The following is a 25,637-nucleotide window of genomic DNA, read 5'->3' on the forward strand; positions in this document are numbered from 1 at the left end:
ATTTAATGGAACAAAAATAAGCAGCGGCCATATTAGCGGCCGCTGCTCAAATGATTATTATGGTACTTCCGTATTCCCCTCTTCAATATCCAACATATCCAACAGGAAGATGAATATCGGTATTCCGATGATCAATCCCCATATCCCAAGGAAATGCTCGGAAAACAATAGGATGATGAAGGTGAAAAATGTTGGAAGATTCGTTTTTGCCGACATGAATTTCGGATTTAAAATATAGCTTTCAATTGCATGGATCACAACAATCATGATTAATACAGCAATCACTTTGGGCATGCCGCCGATGCTATAGGCAATCATGCTAAGCGGGATGAGGGAGATGATGACCCCTGCAACCGGAATCAAACCAAGGAAGAAAATCATGATCCCTAGACCAAGCAACTGCGGGAAGCCAAGAATCCATAAGAAAGTTACGGATAGGACAGCATTCGTAATGGCTATCAAGAACTGGACCTCGATCACCTTCCCGAATGAATTGATGAATTTGACGCCAAAGTGGCTTAAGTTTATAAAGAAAGACTTGAATTTGGCGCGCTTGAATTTAGAAGTGAAGCGAATGATTTTATCTTTTTCCAATAAGAAAAATAGACTAAGTAACATGGAAATGAAAATTTGAAATGCCAGTTTACCGAAATCGGATATATAAAGATAGAGTGTATTCATCTGTTTTTGAAGATCGAGCGGCGATTCCAGCTCGTTCATTATATTAATGGCATATTGAATGACCCTGCTATCTGGTGGATGTTGAAAGAAGAAAACGATCTGTGTCACTAATTCCGTGAATTGTAGCGTAATGACCGGTAGATATTTATAAAGTACGATGGCTAAACAAGAAATGACGACTGCATATAAAAAGCTTATGACAACCTTAGAGTTGATATGCACCACTTTATTCAGCCGAATCATGATAAATTGCTCCAGCCTTCCCATCAGGAAAGTGAAAACAAATGTGAATAACACGATATTAACCATACTGCCGATGCTTATTAAAAAGATAACTAACACAATTAATGTAATTAACCTTGAAAAACCTTCGCTTTGCAAATACTCTTTTACCACTTACCTATCTCCTAACTACCATTCTGCCGTGATAATTCCATCTACCTTTCATTTTACACGGAATTGAGGAATTCTACTACAATTACCTTCCATTGACAACAAAATTATTTGAATGATCAGTATGACCCAGGATAGAGACGTAGTTAAGACCTTTTTCGGAAATTCGACCATTACTTTGACAGCCATTTCTGCATGAAAAAACATCTGACAAATCGGCAGATGCCAGACCTTGGACAAACTCAATGAAAATCGAGTATGTCTAAGGTTTTTTATTGGTTTGTACTATTTGGACGTTGATTTCCGCTCCAGGCACTCGCTTTCCGCGGGCGGTCGGGGAGCCTCCTCGGCTTGCGCGGGGGTCTCCCCTAGACACGCTTTCCCCGCAGGAGTCTCGTACCTTTCACTTCAATCAACTCTGTTCTTAAATTTAGAACGAACCTATCTATGGAGTTGAAGGTGTTGTTTTGGGGCAATGATTCGGGAACTTCTTTTTGATGAAAGGTACGTTACGTTTTCCGACCCCCTTTTGCCTCCGCTTTGGCTTGTACGATTCGAACGTTGATTTATGCTCCAGGCACTCGCTGCGGGCGGTCGCGGAGCCTCCCCTAGACGCAATTTTCTAAGCAGGAGTCTCGTACCTTCCGCTCCAATCAACTCTGTATAAAATACAGATAGAACCATACCTTTGGAATTGAAGGTGTTGCTTTGGATCAATAGGTCCGGAACTTCAACTTTGATGAAAGAGATGTTTTCCAGGCCCCCTTCTATCTACAAACAAAAGCTGAGGCTATGGCCTCAGCTTTTGTTATGGCTGTACAATTTGGGCGTTGGTTTCCACTCCAGGCACTCACTTTCCATGAGCGGTCGTGGAGCCTCATCGGCTTGAGCCTGCAGGGTCCTCCCCTAAACGCGCTTTTCTAAGCAGGAGTTCTCGTACCTTCCTCCTTTTTGAAACTCAGCATCAGCCAAATGGACAGATGCTAATCTTCATCCTTCACATCGATATCTTCGGGGATGGGTTCGTTATAATAATCCGCTAAATCCTTCTTATATTTCTCCATCTGTTCAAGATGCATATTAAACTGATCTTTAAAAATCAAATGCTGCTCACCATCATGAACGGTGCGAATTTTATTTTGAACGATTAAACTTTCTATATAAGATTCCGGCATCGATAGATATTCCGCAGTCTCTTTTACTGTCAAGTACATGCCTTCACCCCTTTTCCCCTCTAACTATACTAGATATGAGGCATTATTTGAAGCGCTTGATTTTTAACTGAAAACCCCTTACATGCCAAGGAAAGGACGATACCCGATTCAGGGTATTGTCATGCAAGCTCACGAGATTAATCAATTTCCTGGAACATTTTAGATAAAACAACTTACAATCTCTTCCATAAACATGTAAGATAATGTTAGCAATATATCCATAGATTAAGAGGAGTGGACAAAAATGACCTTCTTTTATGTCATTCTTGCGGCAATTTTTGCTGTTTTCCTGGTCAATTTCGTTAAAGGGCTAAGTGAACCGGCTAAAATGGAACGCTATCAAAATGAATTCCGTAAATACCGTGAAGAAACTTTAGATCTTCATGCAACTGAAGTCGTTTCAGAAGCATTGATAGAAAAGCTTAATAAAGCACTGGATTTCGATTATATGGAAAAGGTCAATACTGAATTCCGCCTGAAGCATCCACGGTACTCACAGTTAAAGGTCAATCAGGCCTGGCGTGAATTGAAACGCTATTTGATTATGGCAGCAGTGTTTGGAAAAGTTGAAATGTTTAATTCAGTCATCGATGAGTTATGGCATATCATGCTGAACTATAGTCAGGAATATGATGAGTTTTGCCAGGTTTTCATCGGTAGGACCATTCAGCACCATCCTCATTCAAAACCTGTTTTCAAACCCGATGAGCGCACTCTTTTTGACTTTTACTATGTACAGCTATTTACGGTGGACTCCCATTCCATTCAAAAATGGGGCAAATTTTTCAAACATGATAAAGGGCTATCACTTCTCCGTGATTTTGAAACGTTGGAGCTGGAGCAGTTAAAAGAGAAATATATGCGGAAACCGACCAGTATACAGGCGGAACGGACCTTTGAAGCTTTCAGTTCCCAATTTAAAGAAAATCGCCCCATGACAGAATTGAATTGGTGGAAAACGTACGATCAGACTGACTACGCAGCTCCTGCCTATTTCACTTATGCAAGCACCGATGATTTTGACAGCGAATTTAAAGATATATTCGGGAATGAACCGAACACAGTTACCTCCGGATCGGGCCATGCCGATCATGGTGGCCATACCGGTTCCCATGACAGCAGTTCTGATTCCTCTTCCAGCTGTTCTTCATGCAGTTCTTGTTCGTCTTGAGCTTTTCGCTTGGAGAAATCCAAGCGTTTTTGTATACACAAGCATTAGATGAACTGATTGATCGTGCTTAGTTTTTCACTTAATTTTAAAGGAGTTACAACTGATATGGGTGATAATGAGATCCGAAAATTCAGACCAGTTTTTGTCTATGCAAATTTGGAAAGTAAAAAAAAATTAGTGCAAGGATTAACTGGAGATCGAGTGAAATTGATTCAAGAACTAGAAAAATACAGAAATGTCCTATCACCATTTTTAATTAATGTTTTGCAAACTAATATAGATCAGTGGGAAATAGAAATTCATGATTGGCAAGAGGAAATAAAAAAAATAGAAGCAGAGAAAGAGAGCTTTTAAGTGCTCTCGGTTTACAGGCAAAAGGGGTTCGGAATTAATAAATTCCGAACCCCTTTTAATTTTCGTCCAAGGTTAAGAGCTTGGGTATCTGACGCATTCCATTTTCTTCTTCATTAATTCCACCGATTGAACCAATTCTTGATCCTTTGTTTATTTTTCTCAAGAACCTCCTTCGATGTCCGGTTGTCTTTTTGTTTTTTCCATTCAAAGAAAGATGCAATTCCGATAAGCAGCCCTCCGCCGATGATTAAATACAGCCACCATGGCATCTCGCTCCACATCGAATTGGTATTCATATAGACATTGAATAAAATCGTCCCAGTCCCAGCGATGAAATAGGATTTGTATTTCATCATGAATCCAAAGAGCATTGCTGCCAATGACACGGTTCCGATAATGAGGGCATCATATAAGGTGTTTCCTGCCATTGCATCAATGATCAGGGCTAAAAACAAAAGGAAAACAATGCCGCTTTCGATATATTGTGTAATTTTGCCTTTAACAAAGATTTTCCTCAGCAGAGTGGTGCTGACAATGAACAGCGGCAGAATATTCACCTCCTCCTCAAGTACAGGAGGGATCGTGAGCTGATCGACAATGACCCAATACGGATATAGGCTGAACAAAATCGCTGCTGCCAACTGGGATTTTCTTTCCAACATCCCTGTCGTCGTGCTTCTCATCAAAATGAAATAGGCCGGAATCAGAAGTGCCGCGATGATTTCCAAAATGAAATGTGCCGGTCCCCCTGTCAAAACATCCATGTTCATGGCAATAAGAAACAGCAGACCATAGACTCTGTAAAAATCCAATTGAAGTCCTGCCCCGCCTTTATCAAGCAAGCCTTTAAAGTATTTCTTGCTTAGCAAGACCATTATGGCCGTACACCCAAAAAGGACTGCCGTTCCAACGAAAGGCTGCAATGTGTCCGCGTACATGATGATGATCCAATACGGATACAAACTGAGAATTCCCGTCAGCCAAACGTAGATGCCCTTTTCTTTTACATCCTTTGTGAAACTTCCAATCAAGATGAAGTAAACCGTGATCAAGAGCGATACAAAAACTTCGAGTAACTGGGTCAATGTTTCAGTTGCTGGAAATCCCCGATTCATGGCCAGTAAAAACAGCAGGCCATATATCCTGTATGCATCGAAGGTCATACCTGCTTCTTCCTTTTTAATTAAACCATCGAAATAACGGCGGCTTAAAAGCAGCATCCCTGACATACAGCTAAAAAGGAATAGCAATTCCATTACAACAGATAAGCTGTCGGCATAGCCGACTATGATCAGGAAGGGATACAGACTGACTAATGCAGCAATATTGGAATAGATTTTCCTTTCTAGCTTTTCCGCTGTCAAGCTTCTCAGGAAAATGAAATAAGCGGTTAACAGCAGCGATACAAAGACTTGGAGTAACTGATGTTTAGTATCGTTAAAAACCTCCGCATTCATATCGATCAAAAAGAATAAACCATAAATCCTGAAAGGATCGAAGCTGATGATGCCTGATCCGTTTTTCTTGAGTGAACCGCTGGAATACAGCCTGCTTAACAACAACATTCCTGCCATACAGCCAAAAAGAACAGCCAAACTCGTGACGATTGGGAGTGTATGGGCATAAACTATGATATTGATGAACGGGAAAAGGCCGATGATGGCCGCTATTCCCGAGTAAATGCTTTTTTCTTTCTTATAGATTGTGAATCTTCCCATCAGGATGAAGTAGCTAGGCAACAGCAGGGAAACAAAAATCCCCAAAACCGCAGAAGCTGTATCGCTCATAAACACTTTCAGATTCAGAGTACACAGATATAACAAGCCAAAAATCCGATAATGATCAATGACTCTCTTCGTTCCCTCTTGGTTGAGCAATCCTTTGAAAAGGCGTCTGCTAGCTATCAACATCACAACCATACATACAAACAATACGATAATCGCCATAACCAGAGGCAATGTATTTACATACATATTATAGAAGATGAACGCCAGGCCTAGAGGAACCGCAACATAGTTCCGCCAATTCCTTTGCATGAGCAGATACCAGGCAAACAAGAGCTGTACAGTCATCACTCCTACCCAGACTGACTCGCGGTTAAGTGGAAAGCCTCGGATCGCCGTTTCCAAAATGGATATGCTTATCCCTAAATGAATGAATGGAATAAGGTAATAATCCATGATGCCTTTCCAATTCTTATTGGATAACCCCCACAGAATGGTTAAGAGTCCTGCTGTAATCATCATGCATATTGATGTAATGAATACTATTTGCTCGATGTTTACCACAAATAAATGGACCTGTAGGAAAAGGGTCGAAAACCCTAGGTAAGTAAAAACGTATTTTTCCCATTTCACATGCGCCCTTAAAGCACTCAAAATATAAATCAAGAGTTGTGCAACATATAGGAACGGAGAACTTTCCGTATGGATGATGAGCAAATAGCCAACGGGAATCGCCAGTAAATTGGCAAGGTGACTCGTATATTGGAAGTACAATTTCCCATTTTTTGAATATTTCCCAAGCCATTCTCCTAAAAGGAAAAAGACGATAGGACCTAGGAGCACAAACGCAATCTTCAGCACCATTGAACCAAAATCAAAAACATCGTAGAGTGAGGCATATAGTCCGGCACTTGTAATCACGACAGGCACCCAGAATATTTGCTTCCGATGTATATGGACGGACCAGCCGTTCATTGCAGTAGCTATGGCCATGACTCCGCTTGCCTCCAGAGGATTCATTGAATCGAAGGGAATCGATAGCAAGGAAAGGAAGGAAAGAATCTGTCCGCTATATGCAAAAACAGGGAAGAATGTAAGGTATCCCTTTTTAAATGTGTAAGCTGAACAGAGGGAAATCAGTGAAACCCCGATTAAATAGACACTGAGCGGGATATTTGATTGGACCCACCCTACGCTTTCCAGCAAATATGGATAGAAAGCAACCAAAGCCAGTATGAAAGTGATTGGAAATCCGTATATGGCGTTTTCCTTCATATGCTTTGATTCGTCTTTTATATAGGTGATGAAGAAAAGCCCAGAGATCATGGCGAGCTCTGCACTAACAGCAAGCCAAGCCATTTCGCTCAATTTACTGGTCAGTATCACTAGCATGATCATTGGGGAGATAAGTAAGATACTCTTCTTAAACAGGCTGTACCTTGGGTGACGGTTATATAGATATACTCCAAGATATTGAATGACCTGAACAACAAATAACAGATTTAAAATGGTAGAAAAAGAGACTGGCAAGGCAAAGAAAAGATATAGGAACGCTAAGTCGAAAACAAAAACAGCCGGGTACGTGAAGCTTGAATTTCCCGATTGAAGGGAAACATAAGCAAGCTGGGCGGATAATAACATGAGCGCGATGAATATTTGCGCATAGTTATCCTGGTACACCATCGCGTTACTATATAAGAAAACGATCCCGCTCTCAATCAAACTGGTAATCATGAAGTTCTTCGAAAGGTTAGTCCTTTTGACTTTAGCCAGATATTTCGATAGCATGGTAAAAATGATTGGAACAAGTGCAAATGCAATGATCATGTACTCACTTATAAACGAGTTATAAACTAGGTGGATATATCCATACGTGAAAACGGCGCTAAAAGCCATTTCATAATATATTTTTTTGAATTTGACCGAAATAATTAAAAACAAAACAGAAAAGACCATCAACGTTAGCGAATACACCAAGTTACTTGAAAATAACGTCAGGATCACAAAGGTCTCCACGATAATCTTAAACTGGATAAATTGAAAAATGAATGGTTTGAATAACGTTAATGCTTTTTGATTTTTCAATTGCTCCATATTCCATACTAGTATTAAATTAAGAATGCCAATCGCCAAAAACATCCACTCGATAGTCGGCGTCACAAAAGCCAATCCGAAATAGCAGGTAATGGCAAACGTGAATATTGAAATGAAAATGAATATTTTCGACTTGAAGTAGTCAGCAATCTTACAATAAATGGCTAAGCAGAGTAATCCCCCAATAAACCCCAGAAGTCCCCGCCCCCCACCATTAAGTGAAAGGTACTCTCCAAAAATCCGATAATATGAAGCTGATAAAATCGTAATCGGAATGAATAAACCCGCTAGCGTCAGGAATGCAAAAGAGGTCTGTTCAATTTTCAGCTTCGACGCGATGAAGGCCATCCCTGCAAAAATGACGGATACCATTCCAATGAAGAGAACTTTCAGGACCGCATTCAGATCCCCCCATGAAGTGGTTGCTAAAATCAACCCGCCAAACAGAAGCAATATGACCCCAGTGAGCAGGATGACAGAAATATTCCGTTCCCTGATTTGTTCAGGTGTTTTCTTCGGCTTTACCGGTTTTACCGGTTTCTCCCGCTTGATGGCCTGCTTTTGAATAACCGGTTTCCTATCATTGATCTCCTTGACAGGTTCAAGGCTCTCCTCGAAACCAGATTCAATAGGCGCATACCCGGCCTTCTCATCTTTCATTATTGATTCATTCAATCCACTGGATTCCCGTAATTGGAATGAAGATTCTTCGATCAGGCTATCCTGAATCCTCTTATCGGCAATTTCACCGATTATCGCTTCAGTTCCATGGGTGGATTTCTTCTTTTCTTGCTCTAAGCGCTTTTGTTTATGGAGGGCTAATTGGAAATGCCGATTGTAAGCCCTGCTAATCCGGATATATTCTGATTTAGGGATGAGCCGCCTTTCCCATAAAACATCCAGCTCTTCTTGGAAAATACGCTTCCTTCTTTCTAATGTCATTTCTTCATTTGAAGAGTCATTCATTCCAAGCTTCCCCTTCCTTCAAATAGACCTTCTATCATCTTATGTATAATCTCTTTTCGATAACATCAAAGTTTTTCCATTTTTAAAATATTTAGGATAATGCACCAAGCGTGTTCCTGCTGACTCAAAAAAAAAGAATGACTTCCATTGAAGCCATTCAACATCCTTATATTGATTTTCCTTTATCCTCGCTCCTGATGATGAATAAATAAACGATCATCGAAATGAAAATCGAGGCGGCCGCCGTGATATAGATGCTCCTATATCCGAAGAGGAAGCCAATCTGCCCGAACACGATGGCACCTATGCCCACCCCAAGATCGAAAAATGAAAAGTATGTGGCATTCGCCATCGCCTTCCGATTGGGTGCCGTCTTTTCAATCGACCATGCCTGCAGCGCCGGCTGAACAGAACCGAATCCAAATCCATAAAGCACTGCCGCAATGTAAAGTACTGCTTCACTCGGCATCCATGCAAGCAGCAGCATTCCAGCCATGATGAGTACCGTTGAAGGCACGAATACGGCTCGATGTCCCCTTCTGTCATATAGTCGGCCCGCGAATAATCTCGTGACCATAAGGGCCATTGCATATACTAAAAAGTACCACTGAATTCCATCTACACCTTTTTCCGCTGTATACAGAGGAAGGAAGGTTGCAATTCCACCAAATGTAACGGAGATGAAGAAAATGAGCAAAGATGGCTGAAGGGCACTTTTTTCATAAATATCAAACCTTTTGGCTCTGACAGCCGCCGAAGGATCACTTTCCACTTTTTGATACCGAATAAGTGATGCTGCAATGATGGCAAGCAATCCTAATAAAGAGCAGATTAAAAACAACTCTTGAAACGGAAGTACCGTAACTAGGAAAAGACCCAATGATGGCCCGAATGCCAGTGCTAAGTTACCCGATAATCCGTAATACCCCATCCCCTCACCCCGCCGTTTCGCAGGGATTATATCGGAAGCAATCGTTCCTGAAGCCGTTGAAGAAAATCCCCAGCCGACGCCCTGTACAATCCGCATCATGAATAACAAGCCGATGCTCCCCATGAAACCGAAGGAACCCACTGACAAAGCAAAAATGGCTAACCCAGCAAGAAAAACGATGCGCCTTCCTTTCGTCTCCAATAATCTTCCGGCAATTGGCCGGACAAGCAAGGCCGAAAAAGTGAAGATTCCAAGGACAGCCCCCACAAGACGATCATCACCGCCAAGCTGTTCCACAAACAACGGGAGGGTCGGCATCGTCATTTGAAAACCCATGAAGATGCACATATTTGCCAAACAGATCATGATGAAATCACGTGTCCAGATTTTATCAGTCCCTCTTACCCGTTCATCCACTAAGGTTTCCCTCATATTCCTTCACCTTCTAATTATAATAGTCATTGCCAGTTTACTAAAATTGGTTAAAATAAGCGAATGATTTATTTCGTGTACCTAAATATATATATATAAATAAAAGCCCAATATGACATAGGGCTCCCCCTTTAACAATCATGATCATTTCCGTCCACTTACCTTCCGTATGCGAACCATTATTTTAGATTCTCCATGCTGTAATGCATTAAACCATTGCCTCTATTCATCCGTAACGGCTCTTAGCTGAAACGCATCCCTCCAGCATAATGGATTTTCCTTACATTCAAATTTTAATAAAACATCCCCTGAAACAACCATTCTGCAAGTGAAGGATGGTTCTACACCCTATCTTATTAAATTCCAAAAACATCTAAAAGGAAAAACTTTAAATGTTTTTCCTTATCTCCTTAAGTAAAGGGGATGCATAACTGAAAAAAGCCGATCCCAATTGGATCGGCTTTTCATGCTTCACGACTATTTCGTTATCTCGATTTTCCCATTATTCGTTTCCAATTTAACTAGATTTTCACCTTTGCCAATGACAGTATCGCCCTCATACTTACCAAGGATATCCACTCTCCCATTGTCAACATGAACATCGAAAGTTGTATTCGTCGGTTCATTCTCCGTTTTGATCATGATTTTACCATTATTACTTTCGAGTTCGATCTGCCTATCCAAGTCTTTCGTGACTAATGTGATTTTACCGTTATTCGATGAACCAACTAGTTTTCCCTCCACATTATTAAGCTCTACTTTTCCATTAGCAGATTTCACTTCAACTTTTTCGGTTATTATATCATTTAATTCTACCCGGCCATTTTGAGATTTCACATTTAGATTTTCACTTTTCAATCCTGATATTTGCAATTTTCCATTATCGGATTCGGCGACAAAGGATTTATAAGATTCATCAGGCACATACACCTTTAAATGTAAGGATTGAATATGAAAACCAAAGCTAAACGTACGTCGATCCTTTAATTGTACCGAAAGCTTCTTCCCTTCCACATCTGCAGTGAAATCCAACTTGGAAACATCCATCCCTTTTGAAACCAACTCTATCCTGGTCTCCTTATCCTTCGTTGGCACGATCTCTACAGCTGCATTGTCAGCGTCGATCTGAATGTCCGTCACGATTTCCGAAATCGTTTTTTCCTCTGTAGTCGTTTCCTTATTCGTCATTTGGGAAAACGTAAACAGACTTCCTATTACCCCGATCAATAACAATACAAGTGCAATGATCGATAATTTTTTTACATTAATCATTTTTCAAACCGCCTTTCACAAGGGAAGCGTTAAATTTTAAATAGCGAATGAATCCTTTAGTTAAAGCACTCGTAGCGACAAACATTCCCATGGCAATGAAAATGCCAATCCCGCATAGTCCCAATGCGAAGAAAAGATCGAATAATTGAAAGTTACCTAACACAAGGTTAAACAGAGCGCCAAGCGGAGCAAGAATGAACGCTATCGCCGAAACCCACCCTGCAATGACAACTCCGATCAAGGCTATAAATGGTCCCAAAACGATCACTAAATTAAAGAACCCCAAACCAATGACTGCCCAAACTGCCCGCATAACATTACCTGCAGAAGTCGTTTGTTCTACCTGACCAAGATGATAGGTTGCCATCAGTTCCTTGGAAATCTGTTTAGGATTCCCAAGGGATTTGGAGATTTCCTGCTCTGACTTCCCTTCTTCCATTCCAATTTCGAAATACTCTTCGTAATCTTGAAGGATATCTTCCCGTTCCTCTAAGGAAAGTCTGGTTAAAGAGGCATTCAATTGTTTTAAAAATTGTTCTTTATTCATTGGTTCACACCTTCCTTGATTAATTGGTTGACCCCATTGGAAAATTCATTCCATTCCATCAGCAGTTCTTGAAGGTATCTCCGTCCTTTTTCGGTTAATGTATAATATTTGCGCGGAGGCCCTTCTGTTGATTCTTGCAAATATGTCGTAAAATACTCTTCCTTCGTCAATCGTCTTAAAAGTGGATATACCGACCCTTCCGATATTTCAATTTGATCCGAAATCTTCTGTACAAGTTCATACCCATAGCGATCCTGCTTATCCAGTAACACCAGAACACACAGTTCCAGGACACCTTTCTTAAATTGTACATTCATAGTAGTACCTTCACTCCTTCCAAAAGTTTTTCAGTATAGTTCAATAAACAGTACTGAACACCGAACAATACATCTTATGTAAATAATTTACCACATGGTACTGTTCATTGCAAGGTACTATAAATATTTTTATGTCTTACACGCATTCCAATAAGGGTAGAAGAAAATTAGCATTATATTCAAAGCCGCAAGAGAATACGATGTATAATAGTAAAATGTGGAAGGAGGAGTTACTTTGGCCAACAAAGCAATAACAAAGAAGCAATTCGATTTTCTTGAACATGAATTTAATTACCTTGAAAAGGAAGGAGTCATCTCCCGGCAAGAAAAAGTGAGGATGTTAGGTTCCTATGATGTAAAAGGCAATTTGAACTTCATCACGATTCTATTATCCATTGGGGCACTTCTTTTAGGTTTAGGCGTATTGACCTTCGTAGCCAGCAATTGGATCTATTTAAGTAAAGCGGTTAAATTCCTGCTTATCATTGCATGCCTAATCGGAGTGAACTTTGCTGGCGTGAAGGTGCAGGCACGCTTTCCCAAAACGTCCCGAAGTCTGCATTATGCAGGTATCCTGATCTTTGGTGCAGGGATATTTCTAGTCGAGCAGATGTTTAACATTAGCATCAATTTCAACAATTCCTTTTTATTATGGGCGATTGGAACGGTATTCATTGGATACTATTTGAAGGATGTTTTCATCCTCCTTTTTACATCTTTCCTGCTTTTCATTTATTTGAACGGAAGTATATTCGTTGATGAAACATCTTATCCGCTTGCCATTCTTGTGTTTCTACCGGCTTTATACATTCTGTTAAAGAAATTCGATTACCCTAATTATCTGACCTTTTTCATTAACGCTTTAGCCATCAATACAATTGCCTTATTTCTTATGGAATTCGTGCCGAAACTAGGGTTTGAAAATTCGAATACGATTGTCCTTTCCATCTTGTTTGTACTGGGTATCGTGCTTGCCTATATTCCGGTAAGAGCCAAATTACAAAACATCACACACATACAAGGGCATATCTTACATGGTTTAACCGCACTCTTCCTTACCTTTGATTTCTCAATCTGGTTTCCTATAGCTTATTTCGTTTTTCTGCTTTATCTGATTCTAAAAGGCAGTTTGACCAGCATCGTGATAATATGTGCACTGATTTTTAGATATTACATCTACTCCTTTGACTTCCTGCCAAAATCGCTTACATTCATCATCGGTGGAATCATGCTCATCGGTTTTGGCTTCTTCTTTGAAAACCAACGAAAAAAAGGAGGGGAACTCAATGAGTAATCCATCATTCCGGCCACTCATCGTATTTTCCATTCCAGTCTTGATTTTGTTAATCTTGGCATTTCCCCCGGTCTGGACAACAATGACAGGAGATGTAATCAAAATCAAAACAGCCCCGGTCGACCCGACTGATTTGTTTAGGGGAAGCTATGTGGCTTTGAAATACGAAATTGAATCAGTAAAGCCGTCGCAAGTCGATGACTCGATTAAAACCGAGTTCAATATAAGGAATATGGGTGATTTTAAAAAGGTATATGTACGTTTAAAACAAAATAAGGATGGACTATATGTTGTTGATTACGTAACGAAAGAAAAACCCGTCGAAGGCGTGTACCTAAAAGGGGAATTGGAAGTCCCTTATGACCTGCAAAATGCTAAAACCATTCAGATCAGATACGGTCTGGACAATTATTTCGCATCCGAAGAAAAGGCAAAGGAAATGGAGAAGGAAGCATTGGCCAATCCTTCAGTGGCCGTCGTAAAAGTTCGTAATGGCCATGTTGTTTTAACCGATATCATCATTGAATGAATGGCCCCGGATATGACTAGCAAAAAGAGCATCGGTTTTTCGATGCTCTTTTGTTTTCTGGACTATTATCATGTGGAATTCAGATTGTTACTTAATGACCCGTTTTGCCCCTATATATTTTTCTTTCCAATATTCATCACTCATTTTGACCACTTTGACCCCTTTGGTGGTGGTCCCGACAAATGTGCCATTTCCATAATAGATTCCTACAAAAGAGACCTGCCCTTTCTTACCTGTCGCATAGAAGACCAAATCGCCCGCTTTCAAATCTTTTTGCTTCACGGCCTTTCCGGTTTTATACTGGTCCGCACTCGTTCTTGGAATCTTCATTTCTGTGGCGGCATTTTTATATACATATTGGGTAAGACCGCTAGCATCAAACCCTTTAGGGGTCGTCCCTCCATATTTATATTTGCTTCCCACCTGCTTCTTTGCCAAAGCGGCAACTTCATCACCATAATTGATAGAGGCTGAAGCATTAGCCGGACTGAATATGAATGCCGTCAATAATGCCCCTACTAAAACTATGGCTGCAAACCATTTTGAAACTGGTAAACGATAACTCATCCTTTTTCCTCCCCAAACTGAAAATGAACCACAATTTTAAATGTATGTTACATTTCGGTTTTTAGACCAAATCATTTTCGGCGATCGTCATCCCTGCAAAAAAAATAACCAGATAACGCCGTTGTCTAGCTAATACGGTGCTATCTGGTATACTCTACTTTTCAGTAACTGAAAGAATAGTGTCCATTACTTAGGTTCCTTGTATTGTCGTGCATTTTCACTATCACTTAAACCTTTAGTTGTATGATCGACCACACCGCCGACCCCAAAGAATGTAAGCGCTATGAAGTTAATGATGCCTAAAGCGCCGTTCAATGCATCATCAGTAATGGTAAAGCCTATAGGAGTAATGAAATTGTTTATGAACGCGGCAACCATCTGCGCCAATATTAAAAGCCCAGGAAGGAGTACAGTGAATATAAACGTAGGGTTCTTAAGACGCACTTTCCAGTTGATCATTGCTTTTCCCCCTCTCTATCCTATTAAGTCCGCTTCATGAAGATTGTCGCGGACCTGCTATATTTTATGCGGCTTGTCCTTCTTACGTTCGGAAATTCCATTCATAATCTATCACGCTAGTTTCCCATAAACATAAAAAAAGCCCATCAGAGGATGGACCTTCAAAGTAGTTCTTAAAAACACTAGAGAGCGCCACACTTTAACAAGTAAGTAACAGCTTCCTCAGGCTCTATATTCTCCTCGGTGTGCCCGTGATCGAACGTTCTTAAAACCTGAATATATTAAATGCTAGATTTTTCACACTCCATTTTTTCCTGCAAAAACACTCTGATCCGTTCAGCAGCTTCTGTCAATCTCTCGGCCGGCTGGACCAAGGCCATCCGGACATACCCTTCACCCTGCTTCCCAAAAGCATCGCCTGGAACGACCGTTACCCCTGCTTTTTCAATCAATGCATAGGCAAAATCCCGTGATTTCCAGCCAGCAGGAATTTGGGCCCAAATAAACATCGTAGCTGCTGTTTTCGGTACATGCCATCCTCCTTCCGCAAGACCTGAAATCAAGGCATCACGTCGGGACTGGTATTCCTTAACCTGTTCGGATAGCAGCGAAAGATTGGAAGTTAGCGCCATTTCGGCAGCTTTTTGAATAGGATAAAAAACCCCATAATCGATGTGTGATTTCAGCGTTCCCAGGATGTTCAGCGCCTCTTGATTGCCCACTGCATACCCAATGCGGCAGCCGGCCATATTAAAAGTTTTGGAAAGTGAGTTAAATTCAATCCCCACTTCCTTGGCACCAGGAATGGACATAAAACTAATTTGCGGATGATCATCAAAAATCAATTCCGAATAAGCAAAATCGTGAACCACCATTATTTCATTCTTTTTCGCAAACGATATAACGTCCGAAAAGAAAGTCTCATCAGCCAGGGCCGTGACAGGATTTCCAGGATAACTGATGATCATCATTTTCGTCTTTTTCAGTATTTCATCCGGAATTTCGTTGAGCTGCGGCAGGAATCCATTTTCGGCAGTAAGCGGCATCGGATGAATGATTCCGCCGGCAAGTTCCACACTCGCTTCATAAATTGGATATCCTGGATCTGGCACCAGCACATAATCTCCAGGGTTTATCATCGCCGTTGCCAAGTGCGCAAGGCCATCCTGTGACCCCATCAGTTGGAGAACTTCCCTTTCTGCATCCAGCTCCACTCCATAACGCATCCGATAAAAATAACGGACTGCCTCATGGAATTCAGGCGTACCTTTTAACGTATACCCGTAGGAATTGCGATCCTGCGCATACTTCACAAGTGTATCCACTACAAAGTCAGGCGGTGGTAGATCCGGACTTCCAACACTCAAATCGATAACATCCCGCCCCCGTTTCATTGCATCCTGCTTGCGGGCCGCCAACTCTGAAAATATTCCTGTTGTGAATCTTCCGACTTTTTCAGATGGAGTCATATTCATTCCGCCATTCCCCTCCATTAATAATGATTTTCTATCTATCATTATAGCAATCTTTCTCGAGTATTTTAAGAATTCATAAGTATCTGTTCGAGAGCCTCATCAAGATGATCGAATTTAAATGCATACCCCGCCTTTTCCAATCTCTAAGGTATGCCCCACCGGCTTTTTAATATCAATTCCGTTTCGGTTCCCATAAAGAAAGCCCCCATTTCAAGAATGGGAGTTGGACAGGGAAGTCCTATCCGAATATTCATGAACTTTCTCAAATGAGCCATCAATTCACGATTTGTAACTGGCTGCGGCGAAGAACAATTGAACACCCCGCTCAGCTCCTGATTCTTTCTTAGAAAATGGACAATCTTCTATATGTATCAAAATGAATTTCTAATTTCCTGATCCTTTATGGCCTCCCAGTCCGAATTTAACCAAATTCCTATATGGGGTCATCACTCCCCCATCTCGCATATAACCAACCCACTTTCGTTTATGAGTCAATAGTATGAATAATAACGAGCGCCTTCTATGTGAAGTAATTCACATAAATTATACCATGTTATTACATTAAATGGTAGCAACACCTGCCGCTGTACAATAATTGGTGAACTTGTCCAAGCAAAAGGGAAAATTACACATAAATTAGTAATGTGGAAATTTATAAAACAAAGGGGATGATTTCAGTGTCAAACAAAAAGCTAAGAAGAGTTGTTAATTCTGGAACTGGTAATTCCGGAACTGGCAATAGCAGCCTTAGGTCTGCCTTGAGAAGAGTCTTACAAAATTTATTAAACAATAATAGAGGTACTTCAATTAAGGAACCTACTTCCATCAAGCAACCCACTTCTGTCAAAGAATTTGAAAACTAGAAGGTTGCTTTTTTGAGATTAACATGGAATCCCTTTGGACCTATCTAAAGGGATTCCGTGTTATGTATTTACATGTACCAGCTATATATGTCTAGTGAATAACTGTTATATCTAATAGAGATAAAGGAGAAGTTATGATGTATTTTTTTCGAGACTGGAAACCTAAAAAGGATATAAAGAAATTAACGGATATCACCGTAAAAAATTTTCGGGTTTCTTCCGATAAAGTGAATGAAATTCTGCAAAAGTCACACAAGGTACTTGTGATTTGTAATGATAAAGGTAAAGTAGTGGGATTCATTTGTTATAATCTTTATTTATATAAAGTGGCTCATATTAATTATGTAGTCATTGACAAAAAATATAGAGGAAAGGGAATTCTGCAAGCCCTTTTACCCGAATTAGTAGAATATGTGAGAAATAAAGGAATCCTTGTAGTGTCCGGTTTCGTGAACAAAAATAACCATGAGGCATTGCAAAAGTTTAGAGCCCTTGGTTTTAAACCGATTTTTATTTATCATGATGACATTCTAATTCAATCACTGATTTAAGAAGGTTCTCTTGAAGCTTATAGCGTAAATAAGAAGAAAGATCGATCAAAATACATTCTGTTTCACCTCCTATTAACTGGAATTTAATTCCTGATACCAATACAAATAAGCGGGAATAGGATTATAGGGATATATGAATTCCCTGTTCCTCCATGCAATGAATAACTAGGGAAGGAAAGCCTGTAAATTCTACACGGATTCATAGGCATTTTCCCTGTAGTCTCTTCAACCTTACTTATAATCTTACTCCACTCTCCGATGCTTCTTTTTCGTGCAACATTTCATATATTCAAGGCAACTCTATTAAAAAAACAGTATGCAACGTTTGTCATTCCTAGGCTTGATCGTAGAGTTCCCATTAAAAAGGTCAACCAGTAAACGCTAGTGAACCTATCATATGTTTATCTTTTTGAATAAAACTGGAGCGGAACTATATTGGAAGGAATCGCAAAAATTTATTACCCTAGTCATAATATTTTTCTATATTTTCAAAATAAACCCATTCCTGTATAGTGAGTGTATACCTTCTAAAAGGGGAGATATAATGAAATCGATAGAACTAATCATCTTAAATCTGGAAGAGGTTAGAAGAAGAAACATTAAACTATGGACTTCAATACCTAAAGGCACACTCCATTGGAAACCGGACGACAAGGCAATGAGCTGTTTAGAAATGGTTAGACATGTCCTTGATAGTGAGCATTATTATCATTTATCCATTAAAAATCAAGGCAGCTTACCAGTTTATGAATCACCATATGAAAAACAGCCGCTTAGCTCCGTGGAAGCTGAATTAAACTTTGCTGAACCATACAGGCGTGATTTTTTGGAAACAATCATGTCCTTCAGCGAAGACGACTTATCCACAATTAAAATTGATCGATCTGACGTAGGATATATCAGGGATTTAGGAGACATGTTGCTAAGAATCGCTTATCATGAGTCTGTACATACTGGTCAATTATTGGACTATTTAAGAACTGCTGGAGTCCCTAGAATAAGCGTTTGGGATTAATCAAATCATTTTCAAAGGTGTTTCATCATCCTGAAGCACCACACTGTAGGCAACTCGATGAAAATCGTGTTTGTCTGCAGTTTTTTTTGCTTGTACGATTTGGACGTTGATTTCCGCTTCAGGCACCGTCAAGGTAGATCACGTGGATCTAATTTCCGGTGAAGTAACCGGGAAAGCAGAGCCTGGAACACCTGCTTATAATAAAGCCACCAATGATACGACAAAAGTGGTTAAACGCTTTACAAGTAAAGACTGGAAAACCGATCGCGATGGTTTTCATGCCATCACTTACAAAGTCAAACCGATAAGGATCAATATTACCGTTTGCGCGGCACGAATCTAGGGGAAAATGTCTCTGGAGAAACGATGGACGGTGAACCGCTGATCGATAAAAAGACTGAAATCGAGGATAACGAAACGCGTTTTTCAGAAATAAACAATCGTAACTATAAAGACCTTTGGTTTTATTCAAACCCTATATTCGTCAGCGTAGAGGATAAATAATCATGGTAAACACTAAGTTAGAAAGAATACTGCAATAGTTCTGGACGGCTTCAAAAAGCCCCTCTCCCACTTAGCGGAAGAGGGGCTTTTGACCCCTTAGAATTTTAATGTACACTTCCCTTCCCTTTCGTTTTATTTCACTTCCTTGCATGAAAAACCGTATAATTCACCAAGTTTCATTAACACTAATGATATAAGTTATTTTCATTGACTTTTTTCCTTTTCTTGTATAGTATCACAGAGTATCAATCCCTATCAGATTACTAGGAGGTTTACCCAAATGAAAAAAATGGTTGCACTTTTATCGCTATTGTTAGCTTTCACGGTTGTACTTACCGCTTGTGGTACCGATACAAAAAATGAGGCAAACGATACCGGCAATAAATCTTCTTCACAAGAAAGTCTATATGATAAAGTCAAAAAAGATGGCGTATTAACTGTTGGAACAGAAGGTACATATCCTCCTTTCACATTCCACGATGATTCAGATAAACTTACGGGGTTTGATGTTGAAATTGCTAAAGAAGTGGCAAAACGCCTTGGAGTGAAAGCTGAATTCAAGGAAACACAATGGGACGGCATGTTTGCAGGCTTGGATGCTAAACGTTTTGATATGATCGCAAACCAAGTGGGCATCGATGAAGACCGTCAAAAGAAATATGATTTCTCTGACCCATATATTCAATCAGGAGCCGTATTGCTTGTACACAAAGATAATACGGATATTAAATCCTTCGATGATTTAAAAGGCAAGACCTCTGCACAATCTTTAACAAGTAACTACAATGATCTAGCCAAATCACATGGTGCTGAAGTTACAGGTATTGAAGGATTTTCACAATCCGTACAGCTTATTGGTTCTAAACGTGTAGATGCGACGATCAATGACAAATTATCTTACCTTGATTATAAAAAGCAACATCCGGATGCACCTATCAAAGTGGCTGATGAGGAAGAAAGCGGAGTCGCAAGTGGTTTAATGTTCAGAAAAGACAGCGGCAAATTAGTGGAAGAAGTAAATAAAGCACTTAAAGCAATGAAAGACGACGGCACGTACGCGAAGATCTCGGATAAATGGTTTGGTGAAGATGTTTCTCCTAAGTAATATTTTCACCGACCCCGAGCGTATGAACCAGCTTGTTTCCATCGCTCAAACCTCCCTCTATCCGATGATAGAGGGAGCTATTCAATATACGATTCCACTAACATTGATCACATTCGTTCTCGGCCTTATTCTTGCTGTACTCACAGCATTGGCTAGATTATCTTCCATTAGAATTCTTCAAATAATTGCGCGTGTATATGTGTCAATCATCCGCGGGACACCTTTACTTGTGCAATTATTTATCATTTTCTATGGACTTCCAAATTTAGGTGTCACCATCAATCCTTTCATATCGGCTATTATAGGATTCTCTTTAAATGTAGGAGCATACGCTTCGGAAATTATACGAGCAGCCATTTTATCGATACCAAAAGGGCAATGGGAAGCAGGCTATTCAATCGGGATGACATATACCCAAGCTTTAAAGCGGATCGTCTTGCCGCAAGCAGCACGGGTATCCGTTCCCCCATTATCCAACACGTTCATTAGCCTTTTAAAAGATACATCGCTTGCATCACTCATTCTTGTAACGGAATTATTCCGTAAAGCTCAAGAAATCGCTGCAAAAAACTATGAATTTTTACTACTTTACATGGAAGCAGCTGCTTTATATTGGATTTTGTGTACGATTCTATCTTTCATTCAAGGAAGTTTAGAGGAGAGACTTAATCGTTATGTAGCAAAATAAGAACCGCAGTAGTTAAAGGAGATTTTAAAATGATCAACATTAAGAATCTTCATAAATCGTTTGGTGACCTTGAAGTATTAAAGGGCATCGATTTGGAAGTGAAGCAAGGCAAAGTCATTGTATTGATCGGTCCTTCCGGTTCAGGAAAAACAACCTTTCTTCGGTGTTTGAATCTCCTTGAGGTGCCCACGGACGGGACGATTGAAATCGATGAAACGGTAATGGACTTCAAAAAACCCGTTAGAAAAAATTCGATTACATCTTTTCGCAGTTTGACAGGGATGGTTTTCCAAAGCTATAACCTTTTCCCCCACAAAACAGCATTGGAAAATGTAATGGAAGGCCCCATCATTGTAAAAAACATCGCCAAACATCAAGCGAAAGAAACGGCGGCTGCCCTGCTTACAAAGGTGGGCTTAGGTGAAAAAATCGATTTTTATCCGTTTCAATTGTCCGGCGGTCAGCAGCAACGGGTCGGAATTGCAAGGGCCCTGGCCATGGAGCCTAAGGTGATGCTATTCGATGAACCCACTTCCGCTTTGGATCCCGAACTAGTGGGAGACGTCCTGCAGGTCATGAAAGAACTGGCGAAAGATGAAGGCATGACAATGATCGTGGTAACCCATGAAATGCGTTTCGCCCGCGAAGTCGCCGATGAAGTCATTTTCATGGATGAAGGAAAAATAATGGAGCGGGGAACACCCGAGCAGATTTTCACAAACCCTAAAGAAGCGCGCACACGAAAATTCCTCAATATGATTCAATAAAAAAACGGTACTATTCAAGCACCGCTCGCAACTTCCCCCCATTTTTAGAAATGGGGGGTTTTGCCCATCATTATATCAATGAGATGCTTGGACATGTTTAGCCTGTGTCCGTGCATGGTATAGCTGAAAAAGAATCAAAGCAAAAACGGAAAGGATGGCACCCGATATAAATGGTAAATCAATCGAAATCGAAAATAACCAACCGCCGATCGGAGGACCCGCAATCCTGCCGAACGAATCGAAGGAAGATAGCAATCCCGTGACACTGCCATGGCCCGACATGGAACTTTTGGTAAGCAGGGCCGAAATGGCAGGCCGGATGAACCCATTACCCACTCCGAAAATCGTCAGGAAGACCGCCGATGTCCAGAACCCGGAAGAAAACAGGATGAGAATGAAACCGACTGCCGAGACGATGATTCCCATTCGGATGACCGCGCCTTCCCCATATTTCTTTGTCATCCTGCCCACTAATCCACCTTGAACGATCGCACTCCCAAACCCCATGATCATAAAGATATAGCCTAATTGCACAAGACTTATATCAGCCTTTTTGGCTGCAAAATAGGCGAAAGTCGTTTCTAGTCCTGCCATTGAAAGGGTGACGATCATTTGCAAAAAGAACATGGTTTTAAGCGGCCCTCTAAAGGCTTTCCACATGGACTCTTTATTTTTTGATTGTTGGGCCCTCTTCTCTACTGTATGTGATTCCTTCAGTATCGCAATCACTAAGAATAAAGTAATCAAAGAGGATATTCCTGCAATGTAAAACGGCAAGTTCAAACTTGATTTGGAGAATACCCCGCCAATCGCCGGTCCAAAGATGAATCCAAGCCCTGTGGCGGCCCCGATGATTCCCATCCCTTTTCCCCGATCTTCCGGCGTCGTGATGTCAGCCACATACGCCATTGCGGTTGGCATGTTTGCCGATGACAAAATCCCGCCAATGATTCTGGCTGCAAATAATACCCATAGGGAATCTGCCGAAGCCTGGATGAAAAACGAAAGGGCCAGTCCAGCAATCCCGATAATCATGACAGGCTTACGCCCTATCCGGTCAGATATACGTCCCCATATCGGGGCAAAAAATAATTGCATCAGTGAATAAACAGCCATTAAAAGGCCAAGCTCTGTGGGACTGCCACCAACCTTTTCAGCAAGGAACGGAATGACGGGAATGATGATCCCAAATCCGACCATGACTAAAAACATCACTAAAAAAAGTACGGGTAACACCTTTTTTGTTTCCATTATATTTTTCTCCTTTTATTTCTTCCACATTCGCTACGTACATTGGAACGAATTCCTAAAATCCCATTACTTAGCATAATCTACCTGGCAATACTTTAAACAGTTTATCATACAACCTTTACCAAATCAGTATGAAGCACGACCTTCTTTCGGAAACTCCCTTAAATAAATAAGAACCAGGCTAAAATATCCTCAACTCTACAGTCATTTCTCATGTAATGGCACTTCGTTATTTTCACTGTGTTTCGTGAATCAATGGCATGAGTTCGTTAAAAATCTTTTCCTCCCCTTATTTTTTCTTAAGGGGTACTCTATACTGTAGGGTATGATTGATGTTTGGGAGGTAGAAGAATGTCTAATGATCAGTGGATTTTAATTATTGACGATGAAGAAGATTTGGCACGTCTCATGGAGACAGTTTTACATAAAGAAGGTATCCCCAATATTATTACGGCGGGGACGATTGCGGATGGGTGGGCAAAGTTTCAAAAGTTCGATCCATCACTAGTCTTGCTGGATATCATGCTGCCAGATGGTGAAGGCTATGACTTATGCAAGCAAATTCGTGAAGTGTCGAATGTGCCGATTTTATTTTTGTCGGCAAAGGATGAGGAAATTGATAAGCTTTTGGGGTTGGCGATTGGCGGGGATGATTATATTACCAAACCATTCAGTCCGAAAGAAGTTGCCTATCGAGTAAAGGCGCAGCTTAGGCGGGCGGGCTATACAGAGGAAAAAACCTCACCGAAAAAATTGCAAATTGGTCCATTTGAGCTTAGTTCAAATGAAAATGAAGTGAAAAAGGATGGCAAAACCCTTGAGCTGACAGCTAAAGAAATCGGTCTGATGAGCTGTTTTATGCATCATCCGAATCAGATCTTGAGCAAGGAAACTTTGTTTGAACATGTGTGGGGCGATGATTTCTTTGGCTCTGATAATACAGTGATGGTCCATATTCGCCGTTTACGCGAAAAAATAGAAGCAGATCCTTCAAAGCCAACTTTTTTAATAACCGTTAAAGGGCTTGGTTATAAATTACAGACCAAGGGTGAAACAAGATGAAGTGGAAATTGACACGGCGCTTTTTAGGATCCGTTGTGACAATTGTCGTAATCGTAGGAATCGTAAATACAATTTTACTTTTATGCTTACTCTTTGTTCATTTCGACACGGAAGAGGAATCTGCGGAGAACTTTAGCCGATCTTTTTCAAAATATGTAGAACTAATAGATGACAAACCAATGGTAAATGAAGAAGGGCTGGAAAAACTGCGGAACACGAACGCCTGGATACAATTTTTGAATGATAAGGGTGAACAAGTAGCAGCCTATTACACACCTCAAAAATTGCAAACCGTATATTCTCCTGTTGAAATCGTCCAAATGTATAAGTATAAAGAAATTGATGCAGAGACGACTGTTTTTGCCGGCGAAGCTCATGATTTCAGCTATTTTGTAGGGGTTAAAGATCGAGGAATAGGCCGATATGTACTGTCCTATAATTATGTTCACATTTTAAAGTACTTCAACCTCATACTTTTACTGTTTTTAACGGTGGATATCATTATTGCCCTAGTAATTGGACTATTATTTGGTAAAAGATTAACGACACCACTTAACACTTTAATAGAAGGAATTCAGCAGCTTCGTGAAAGACGCTTTAAAAAGATGAGTATACCAAAAGGCGTCTATGAAGATGTATTTCACAATATGAATGAACTATCGGTAAAGTTAGATCAGTATGAAAAAGAACGTGATCAACTCGACCAAATGCGTGAGGAATGGATTAGCAATGTTTCTCATGACATGAAGACACCACTTGCATCCATCCATGGTTATACAGAGTTGATGAAAGACAATGCCCATGAATTAACACCACAAGAATTGTATGAGTTTACATCCATTATTAATAGACAGTCCGTATATATGAAAAATCTGTTGGATGACCTCAATTTAACGATGCGTTTACGCAACCAAAGACTTCCTTTGCAATTTGAAGATCTTGATATCGTTGGGTTTATAAGAGAAATGACGATAGAGCTCTTAAATGATTCACAATTTGGTGATCGAGAGGTCGAATTTGAGGCAAATGTGGATAAAGCAATGCATAAAGTCGATAAAAATTTACTGAAACGGGCAATTTTTAACTTTATCTACAATGCGCTCGTACATAATGATGAAAATGTCGTCGTGAAAATACAAATTGATGATATTCATCTACAATCAGAACATCATACCCAGATCACCATTGCCGATAATGGCCGCGGTATTCCCTCCAAAGATTTGGATCAGGTTTTTGAACGCTACTATCGAGGTACGAATACTGCCAGTAAACATGGGACCGGCTTAGGAATGGCCATTGCAAGGGACATTATCCTGGCTCATAAAGGTAAACTGGATTTGACTAGCATTGAAAATAAGGGAACAACCATCACGATACTTTTATAATTATTTTTTCTTACAGAGAAAGGGCT

The 25,637-nt window shown here is 40.4% G+C and carries 25 protein-coding genes; 13 read left to right on the plus strand and 12 right to left on the minus strand.

The window, feature by feature from the left end; all coding sequences use genetic code 11:
* Positions 1-57: 57 nt before the first annotated feature.
* Both ACFX4H_RS24640 and ACFX4H_RS24645 read right to left on the minus strand, forming a co-directional pair.
* Positions 58-1,077 (minus strand): AI-2E family transporter, encoded by a 1,020-nt coding sequence (locus tag ACFX4H_RS24640; protein ID WP_377436426.1) that lies wholly within the window; start codon positions 1,075-1,077, stop codon positions 58-60.
* A 980-nt stretch (positions 1,078-2,057) separates the two neighbouring features.
* On the minus strand, positions 2,058-2,288 hold the full coding sequence (locus ACFX4H_RS24645; RefSeq protein ID WP_048687214.1) for an excisionase family DNA-binding protein: 231 nt from the start codon (positions 2,286-2,288) through the stop codon (positions 2,058-2,060).
* Between the two features lie 244 nt (positions 2,289-2,532).
* On the opposite strand from ACFX4H_RS24645, the gene ACFX4H_RS24650 reads away from it, so the two are divergent.
* Positions 2,533-3,459 carry a glycine-rich domain-containing protein gene (locus tag ACFX4H_RS24650; RefSeq protein WP_377436427.1) on the plus strand — a complete coding sequence of 309 codons (927 nt, stop codon included), beginning with the start codon at positions 2,533-2,535 and terminating at the stop codon, positions 3,457-3,459.
* A 105-nt stretch (positions 3,460-3,564) separates the two neighbouring features.
* Positions 3,565-3,813, plus strand: coding sequence for a hypothetical protein (locus ACFX4H_RS24655; protein ID WP_241637205.1), 249 nt, complete (start codon positions 3,565-3,567; stop codon positions 3,811-3,813).
* Between the two features lie 113 nt (positions 3,814-3,926).
* Here the strand turns inward: ACFX4H_RS24655 and ACFX4H_RS24660 are convergent, their stop codons facing one another.
* The 5 genes from ACFX4H_RS24660 to ACFX4H_RS24680 all read right to left on the minus strand — a co-directional run bounded on the left by ACFX4H_RS24660 (position 3,927) and on the right by ACFX4H_RS24680 (position 12,096).
* Positions 3,927-8,597, minus strand: a complete 4,671-nt coding sequence (locus tag ACFX4H_RS24660; protein WP_377436428.1) for a hypothetical protein — start codon at positions 8,595-8,597, stop codon at positions 3,927-3,929.
* A gap of 166 nt (positions 8,598-8,763) precedes the next feature.
* Positions 8,764-9,960: an MFS transporter gene (locus ACFX4H_RS24665; RefSeq protein WP_048687223.1), complete on the minus strand. Its 1,197-nt coding sequence runs from the start codon at positions 9,958-9,960 to the stop codon at positions 8,764-8,766.
* Between the two features lie 477 nt (positions 9,961-10,437).
* The gene (locus ACFX4H_RS24670; protein ID WP_063577353.1) at positions 10,438-11,232 is read right to left on the minus strand and encodes a DUF4097 family beta strand repeat-containing protein; all 795 of its coding nucleotides are present in this window, start codon (positions 11,230-11,232) and stop codon (positions 10,438-10,440) included.
* Positions 11,225-11,779, minus strand: a complete 555-nt coding sequence (locus tag ACFX4H_RS24675) for an HAAS signaling domain-containing protein (protein ID WP_034305443.1) — start codon at positions 11,777-11,779, stop codon at positions 11,225-11,227. Before ACFX4H_RS24675 ends, ACFX4H_RS24670 begins: the two co-directional genes overlap by 8 nt.
* Positions 11,776-12,096, minus strand: a complete 321-nt coding sequence (locus tag ACFX4H_RS24680; RefSeq protein ID WP_034305446.1) for a PadR family transcriptional regulator — start codon at positions 12,094-12,096, stop codon at positions 11,776-11,778. The genes ACFX4H_RS24675 and ACFX4H_RS24680 overlap by 4 nt, the downstream gene beginning before the upstream one ends.
* Before the next feature lie 235 nt (positions 12,097-12,331).
* On the opposite strand from ACFX4H_RS24680, the gene ACFX4H_RS24685 reads away from it, so the two are divergent.
* Positions 12,332-13,390, plus strand: coding sequence for a DUF2157 domain-containing protein (locus ACFX4H_RS24685; protein ID WP_057278698.1), 1,059 nt, complete (start codon positions 12,332-12,334; stop codon positions 13,388-13,390).
* Positions 13,383-13,919, plus strand: a complete 537-nt coding sequence (locus ACFX4H_RS24690; RefSeq protein WP_249597536.1) for a GDYXXLXY domain-containing protein — start codon at positions 13,383-13,385, stop codon at positions 13,917-13,919. Before ACFX4H_RS24685 ends, ACFX4H_RS24690 begins: the two co-directional genes overlap by 8 nt.
* An 87-nt stretch (positions 13,920-14,006) precedes the next feature.
* Here ACFX4H_RS24690 and ACFX4H_RS24695 read toward each other — a convergent pair whose 3' ends face one another.
* From ACFX4H_RS24695 to ACFX4H_RS24710, 4 genes are all read right to left on the minus strand, one after another.
* Entirely contained in the window at positions 14,007-14,486 is a 480-nt protein-coding gene (locus ACFX4H_RS24695) for a C40 family peptidase (RefSeq protein ID WP_034305456.1), read from the minus strand.
* A gap of 186 nt (positions 14,487-14,672) precedes the next feature.
* On the minus strand, positions 14,673-14,945 hold the full coding sequence (locus ACFX4H_RS24700) for a phage holin (RefSeq protein ID WP_063577356.1): 273 nt from the start codon (positions 14,943-14,945) through the stop codon (positions 14,673-14,675).
* Positions 14,946-15,226: 281 nt separating this feature from the next.
* Positions 15,227-16,420: an LL-diaminopimelate aminotransferase gene (locus tag ACFX4H_RS24705; protein WP_249597535.1), complete on the minus strand. Its 1,194-nt coding sequence runs from the start codon at positions 16,418-16,420 to the stop codon at positions 15,227-15,229.
* Between the two features lie 143 nt (positions 16,421-16,563).
* On the minus strand, positions 16,564-16,740 hold the full coding sequence (locus ACFX4H_RS24710) for a hypothetical protein (protein ID WP_377436429.1): 177 nt from the start codon (positions 16,738-16,740) through the stop codon (positions 16,564-16,566).
* A 680-nt stretch (positions 16,741-17,420) separates the two neighbouring features.
* On the opposite strand from ACFX4H_RS24710, the gene ACFX4H_RS24715 reads away from it, so the two are divergent.
* The 7 genes from ACFX4H_RS24715 to ACFX4H_RS24745 all read left to right on the plus strand — a co-directional run bounded on the left by ACFX4H_RS24715 (position 17,421) and on the right by ACFX4H_RS24745 (position 21,913).
* Positions 17,421-17,834, plus strand: coding sequence for a GNAT family N-acetyltransferase (locus ACFX4H_RS24715; protein WP_048687239.1), 414 nt, complete (start codon positions 17,421-17,423; stop codon positions 17,832-17,834).
* A 544-nt stretch (positions 17,835-18,378) separates the two neighbouring features.
* Complete coding sequence (locus tag ACFX4H_RS24720; RefSeq protein WP_134784232.1) at positions 18,379-18,849, plus strand: DinB family protein; 471 nt, start codon at positions 18,379-18,381, stop codon at positions 18,847-18,849.
* A gap of 70 nt (positions 18,850-18,919) precedes the next feature.
* Positions 18,920-19,192 carry a hypothetical protein gene (locus ACFX4H_RS24725; RefSeq protein WP_377436431.1) on the plus strand — a complete coding sequence of 91 codons (273 nt, stop codon included), beginning with the start codon at positions 18,920-18,922 and terminating at the stop codon, positions 19,190-19,192.
* A gap of 23 nt (positions 19,193-19,215) precedes the next feature.
* A complete protein-coding gene (locus ACFX4H_RS24730; RefSeq protein WP_377436432.1) occupies positions 19,216-19,353 on the plus strand; it encodes a hypothetical protein in 138 nt (45 codons plus the stop codon).
* Between the two features lie 280 nt (positions 19,354-19,633).
* The gene (locus ACFX4H_RS24735; protein WP_034305475.1) at positions 19,634-20,458 is read left to right on the plus strand and encodes an amino acid ABC transporter substrate-binding protein; all 825 of its coding nucleotides are present in this window, start codon (positions 19,634-19,636) and stop codon (positions 20,456-20,458) included.
* Positions 20,442-21,146 (plus strand): amino acid ABC transporter permease, encoded by a 705-nt coding sequence (locus ACFX4H_RS24740; protein ID WP_034305478.1) that lies wholly within the window; start codon positions 20,442-20,444, stop codon positions 21,144-21,146. The genes ACFX4H_RS24735 and ACFX4H_RS24740 overlap by 17 nt, the downstream gene beginning before the upstream one ends.
* A gap of 29 nt (positions 21,147-21,175) precedes the next feature.
* The gene (locus ACFX4H_RS24745) at positions 21,176-21,913 is read left to right on the plus strand and encodes an amino acid ABC transporter ATP-binding protein (RefSeq protein WP_034305480.1); all 738 of its coding nucleotides are present in this window, start codon (positions 21,176-21,178) and stop codon (positions 21,911-21,913) included.
* Between the two features lie 75 nt (positions 21,914-21,988).
* Here the strand turns inward: ACFX4H_RS24745 and ACFX4H_RS24750 are convergent, their stop codons facing one another.
* Entirely contained in the window at positions 21,989-23,164 is a 1,176-nt protein-coding gene (locus tag ACFX4H_RS24750) for an MFS transporter (protein WP_377436434.1), read from the minus strand.
* Positions 23,165-23,515: 351 nt separating this feature from the next.
* On the opposite strand from ACFX4H_RS24750, the gene ACFX4H_RS24755 reads away from it, so the two are divergent.
* Complete coding sequence (locus ACFX4H_RS24755) at positions 23,516-24,226, plus strand: response regulator transcription factor (RefSeq protein ID WP_034305485.1); 711 nt, start codon at positions 23,516-23,518, stop codon at positions 24,224-24,226.
* Positions 24,223-25,611: a sensor histidine kinase gene (locus ACFX4H_RS24760; RefSeq protein ID WP_249597530.1), complete on the plus strand. Its 1,389-nt coding sequence runs from the start codon at positions 24,223-24,225 to the stop codon at positions 25,609-25,611. Before ACFX4H_RS24755 ends, ACFX4H_RS24760 begins: the two co-directional genes overlap by 4 nt.
* Positions 25,612-25,637: the final 26 nt, after the last annotated feature.

This window comes from Peribacillus sp. YIM B13477, from assembly GCF_042787955.1.
GTDB lineage: Bacteria > Bacillota > Bacilli > Bacillales > DSM-1321 > Peribacillus > Peribacillus frigoritolerans.

What these genes read in the sequence shown, in the direction of transcription:
- ACFX4H_RS24645 (WP_048687214.1), bottom strand. Translation starts at nt 2,288, where the DNA reads ATGTACTTGACAGTAAAAGAGACTGCGGAATATCTATCGATGCCGGAA.
- ACFX4H_RS24650 (WP_377436427.1), top strand. Translation starts at nt 2,533, where the DNA reads ATGACCTTCTTTTATGTCATTCTTGCGGCAATTTTTGCTGTTTTCCTG.
- ACFX4H_RS24655 (WP_241637205.1), top strand. Translation starts at nt 3,565, where the DNA reads ATGGGTGATAATGAGATCCGAAAATTCAGACCAGTTTTTGTCTATGCA.
- ACFX4H_RS24660 (WP_377436428.1), bottom strand. Translation starts at nt 8,597, where the DNA reads ATGAATGACTCTTCAAATGAAGAAATGACATTAGAAAGAAGGAAGCGT.
- ACFX4H_RS24665 (WP_048687223.1), bottom strand. Translation starts at nt 9,960, where the DNA reads ATGAGGGAAACCTTAGTGGATGAACGGGTAAGAGGGACTGATAAAATC.
- ACFX4H_RS24670 (WP_063577353.1), bottom strand. Translation starts at nt 11,232, where the DNA reads ATGATTAATGTAAAAAAATTATCGATCATTGCACTTGTATTGTTATTG.
- ACFX4H_RS24675 (WP_034305443.1), bottom strand. Translation starts at nt 11,779, where the DNA reads ATGAATAAAGAACAATTTTTAAAACAATTGAATGCCTCTTTAACCAGA.
- ACFX4H_RS24680 (WP_034305446.1), bottom strand. Translation starts at nt 12,096, where the DNA reads ATGAATGTACAATTTAAGAAAGGTGTCCTGGAACTGTGTGTTCTGGTG.
- ACFX4H_RS24690 (WP_249597536.1), top strand. Translation starts at nt 13,383, where the DNA reads ATGAGTAATCCATCATTCCGGCCACTCATCGTATTTTCCATTCCAGTC.
- ACFX4H_RS24695 (WP_034305456.1), bottom strand. Translation starts at nt 14,486, where the DNA reads ATGAGTTATCGTTTACCAGTTTCAAAATGGTTTGCAGCCATAGTTTTA.
- ACFX4H_RS24700 (WP_063577356.1), bottom strand. Translation starts at nt 14,945, where the DNA reads ATGATCAACTGGAAAGTGCGTCTTAAGAACCCTACGTTTATATTCACT.
- ACFX4H_RS24705 (WP_249597535.1), bottom strand. Translation starts at nt 16,420, where the DNA reads ATGAATATGACTCCATCTGAAAAAGTCGGAAGATTCACAACAGGAATA.
- ACFX4H_RS24715 (WP_048687239.1), top strand. Translation starts at nt 17,421, where the DNA reads ATGTATTTTTTTCGAGACTGGAAACCTAAAAAGGATATAAAGAAATTA.
- ACFX4H_RS24720 (WP_134784232.1), top strand. Translation starts at nt 18,379, where the DNA reads ATGAAATCGATAGAACTAATCATCTTAAATCTGGAAGAGGTTAGAAGA.
- ACFX4H_RS24730 (WP_377436432.1), top strand. Translation starts at nt 19,216, where the DNA reads ATGGACGGTGAACCGCTGATCGATAAAAAGACTGAAATCGAGGATAAC.
- ACFX4H_RS24735 (WP_034305475.1), top strand. Translation starts at nt 19,634, where the DNA reads ATGAAAAAAATGGTTGCACTTTTATCGCTATTGTTAGCTTTCACGGTT.
- ACFX4H_RS24740 (WP_034305478.1), top strand. Translation starts at nt 20,442, where the DNA reads ATGTTTCTCCTAAGTAATATTTTCACCGACCCCGAGCGTATGAACCAG.
- ACFX4H_RS24745 (WP_034305480.1), top strand. Translation starts at nt 21,176, where the DNA reads ATGATCAACATTAAGAATCTTCATAAATCGTTTGGTGACCTTGAAGTA.
- ACFX4H_RS24750 (WP_377436434.1), bottom strand. Translation starts at nt 23,164, where the DNA reads ATGGAAACAAAAAAGGTGTTACCCGTACTTTTTTTAGTGATGTTTTTA.
- ACFX4H_RS24755 (WP_034305485.1), top strand. Translation starts at nt 23,516, where the DNA reads ATGTCTAATGATCAGTGGATTTTAATTATTGACGATGAAGAAGATTTG.
- ACFX4H_RS24760 (WP_249597530.1), top strand. Translation starts at nt 24,223, where the DNA reads ATGAAGTGGAAATTGACACGGCGCTTTTTAGGATCCGTTGTGACAATT.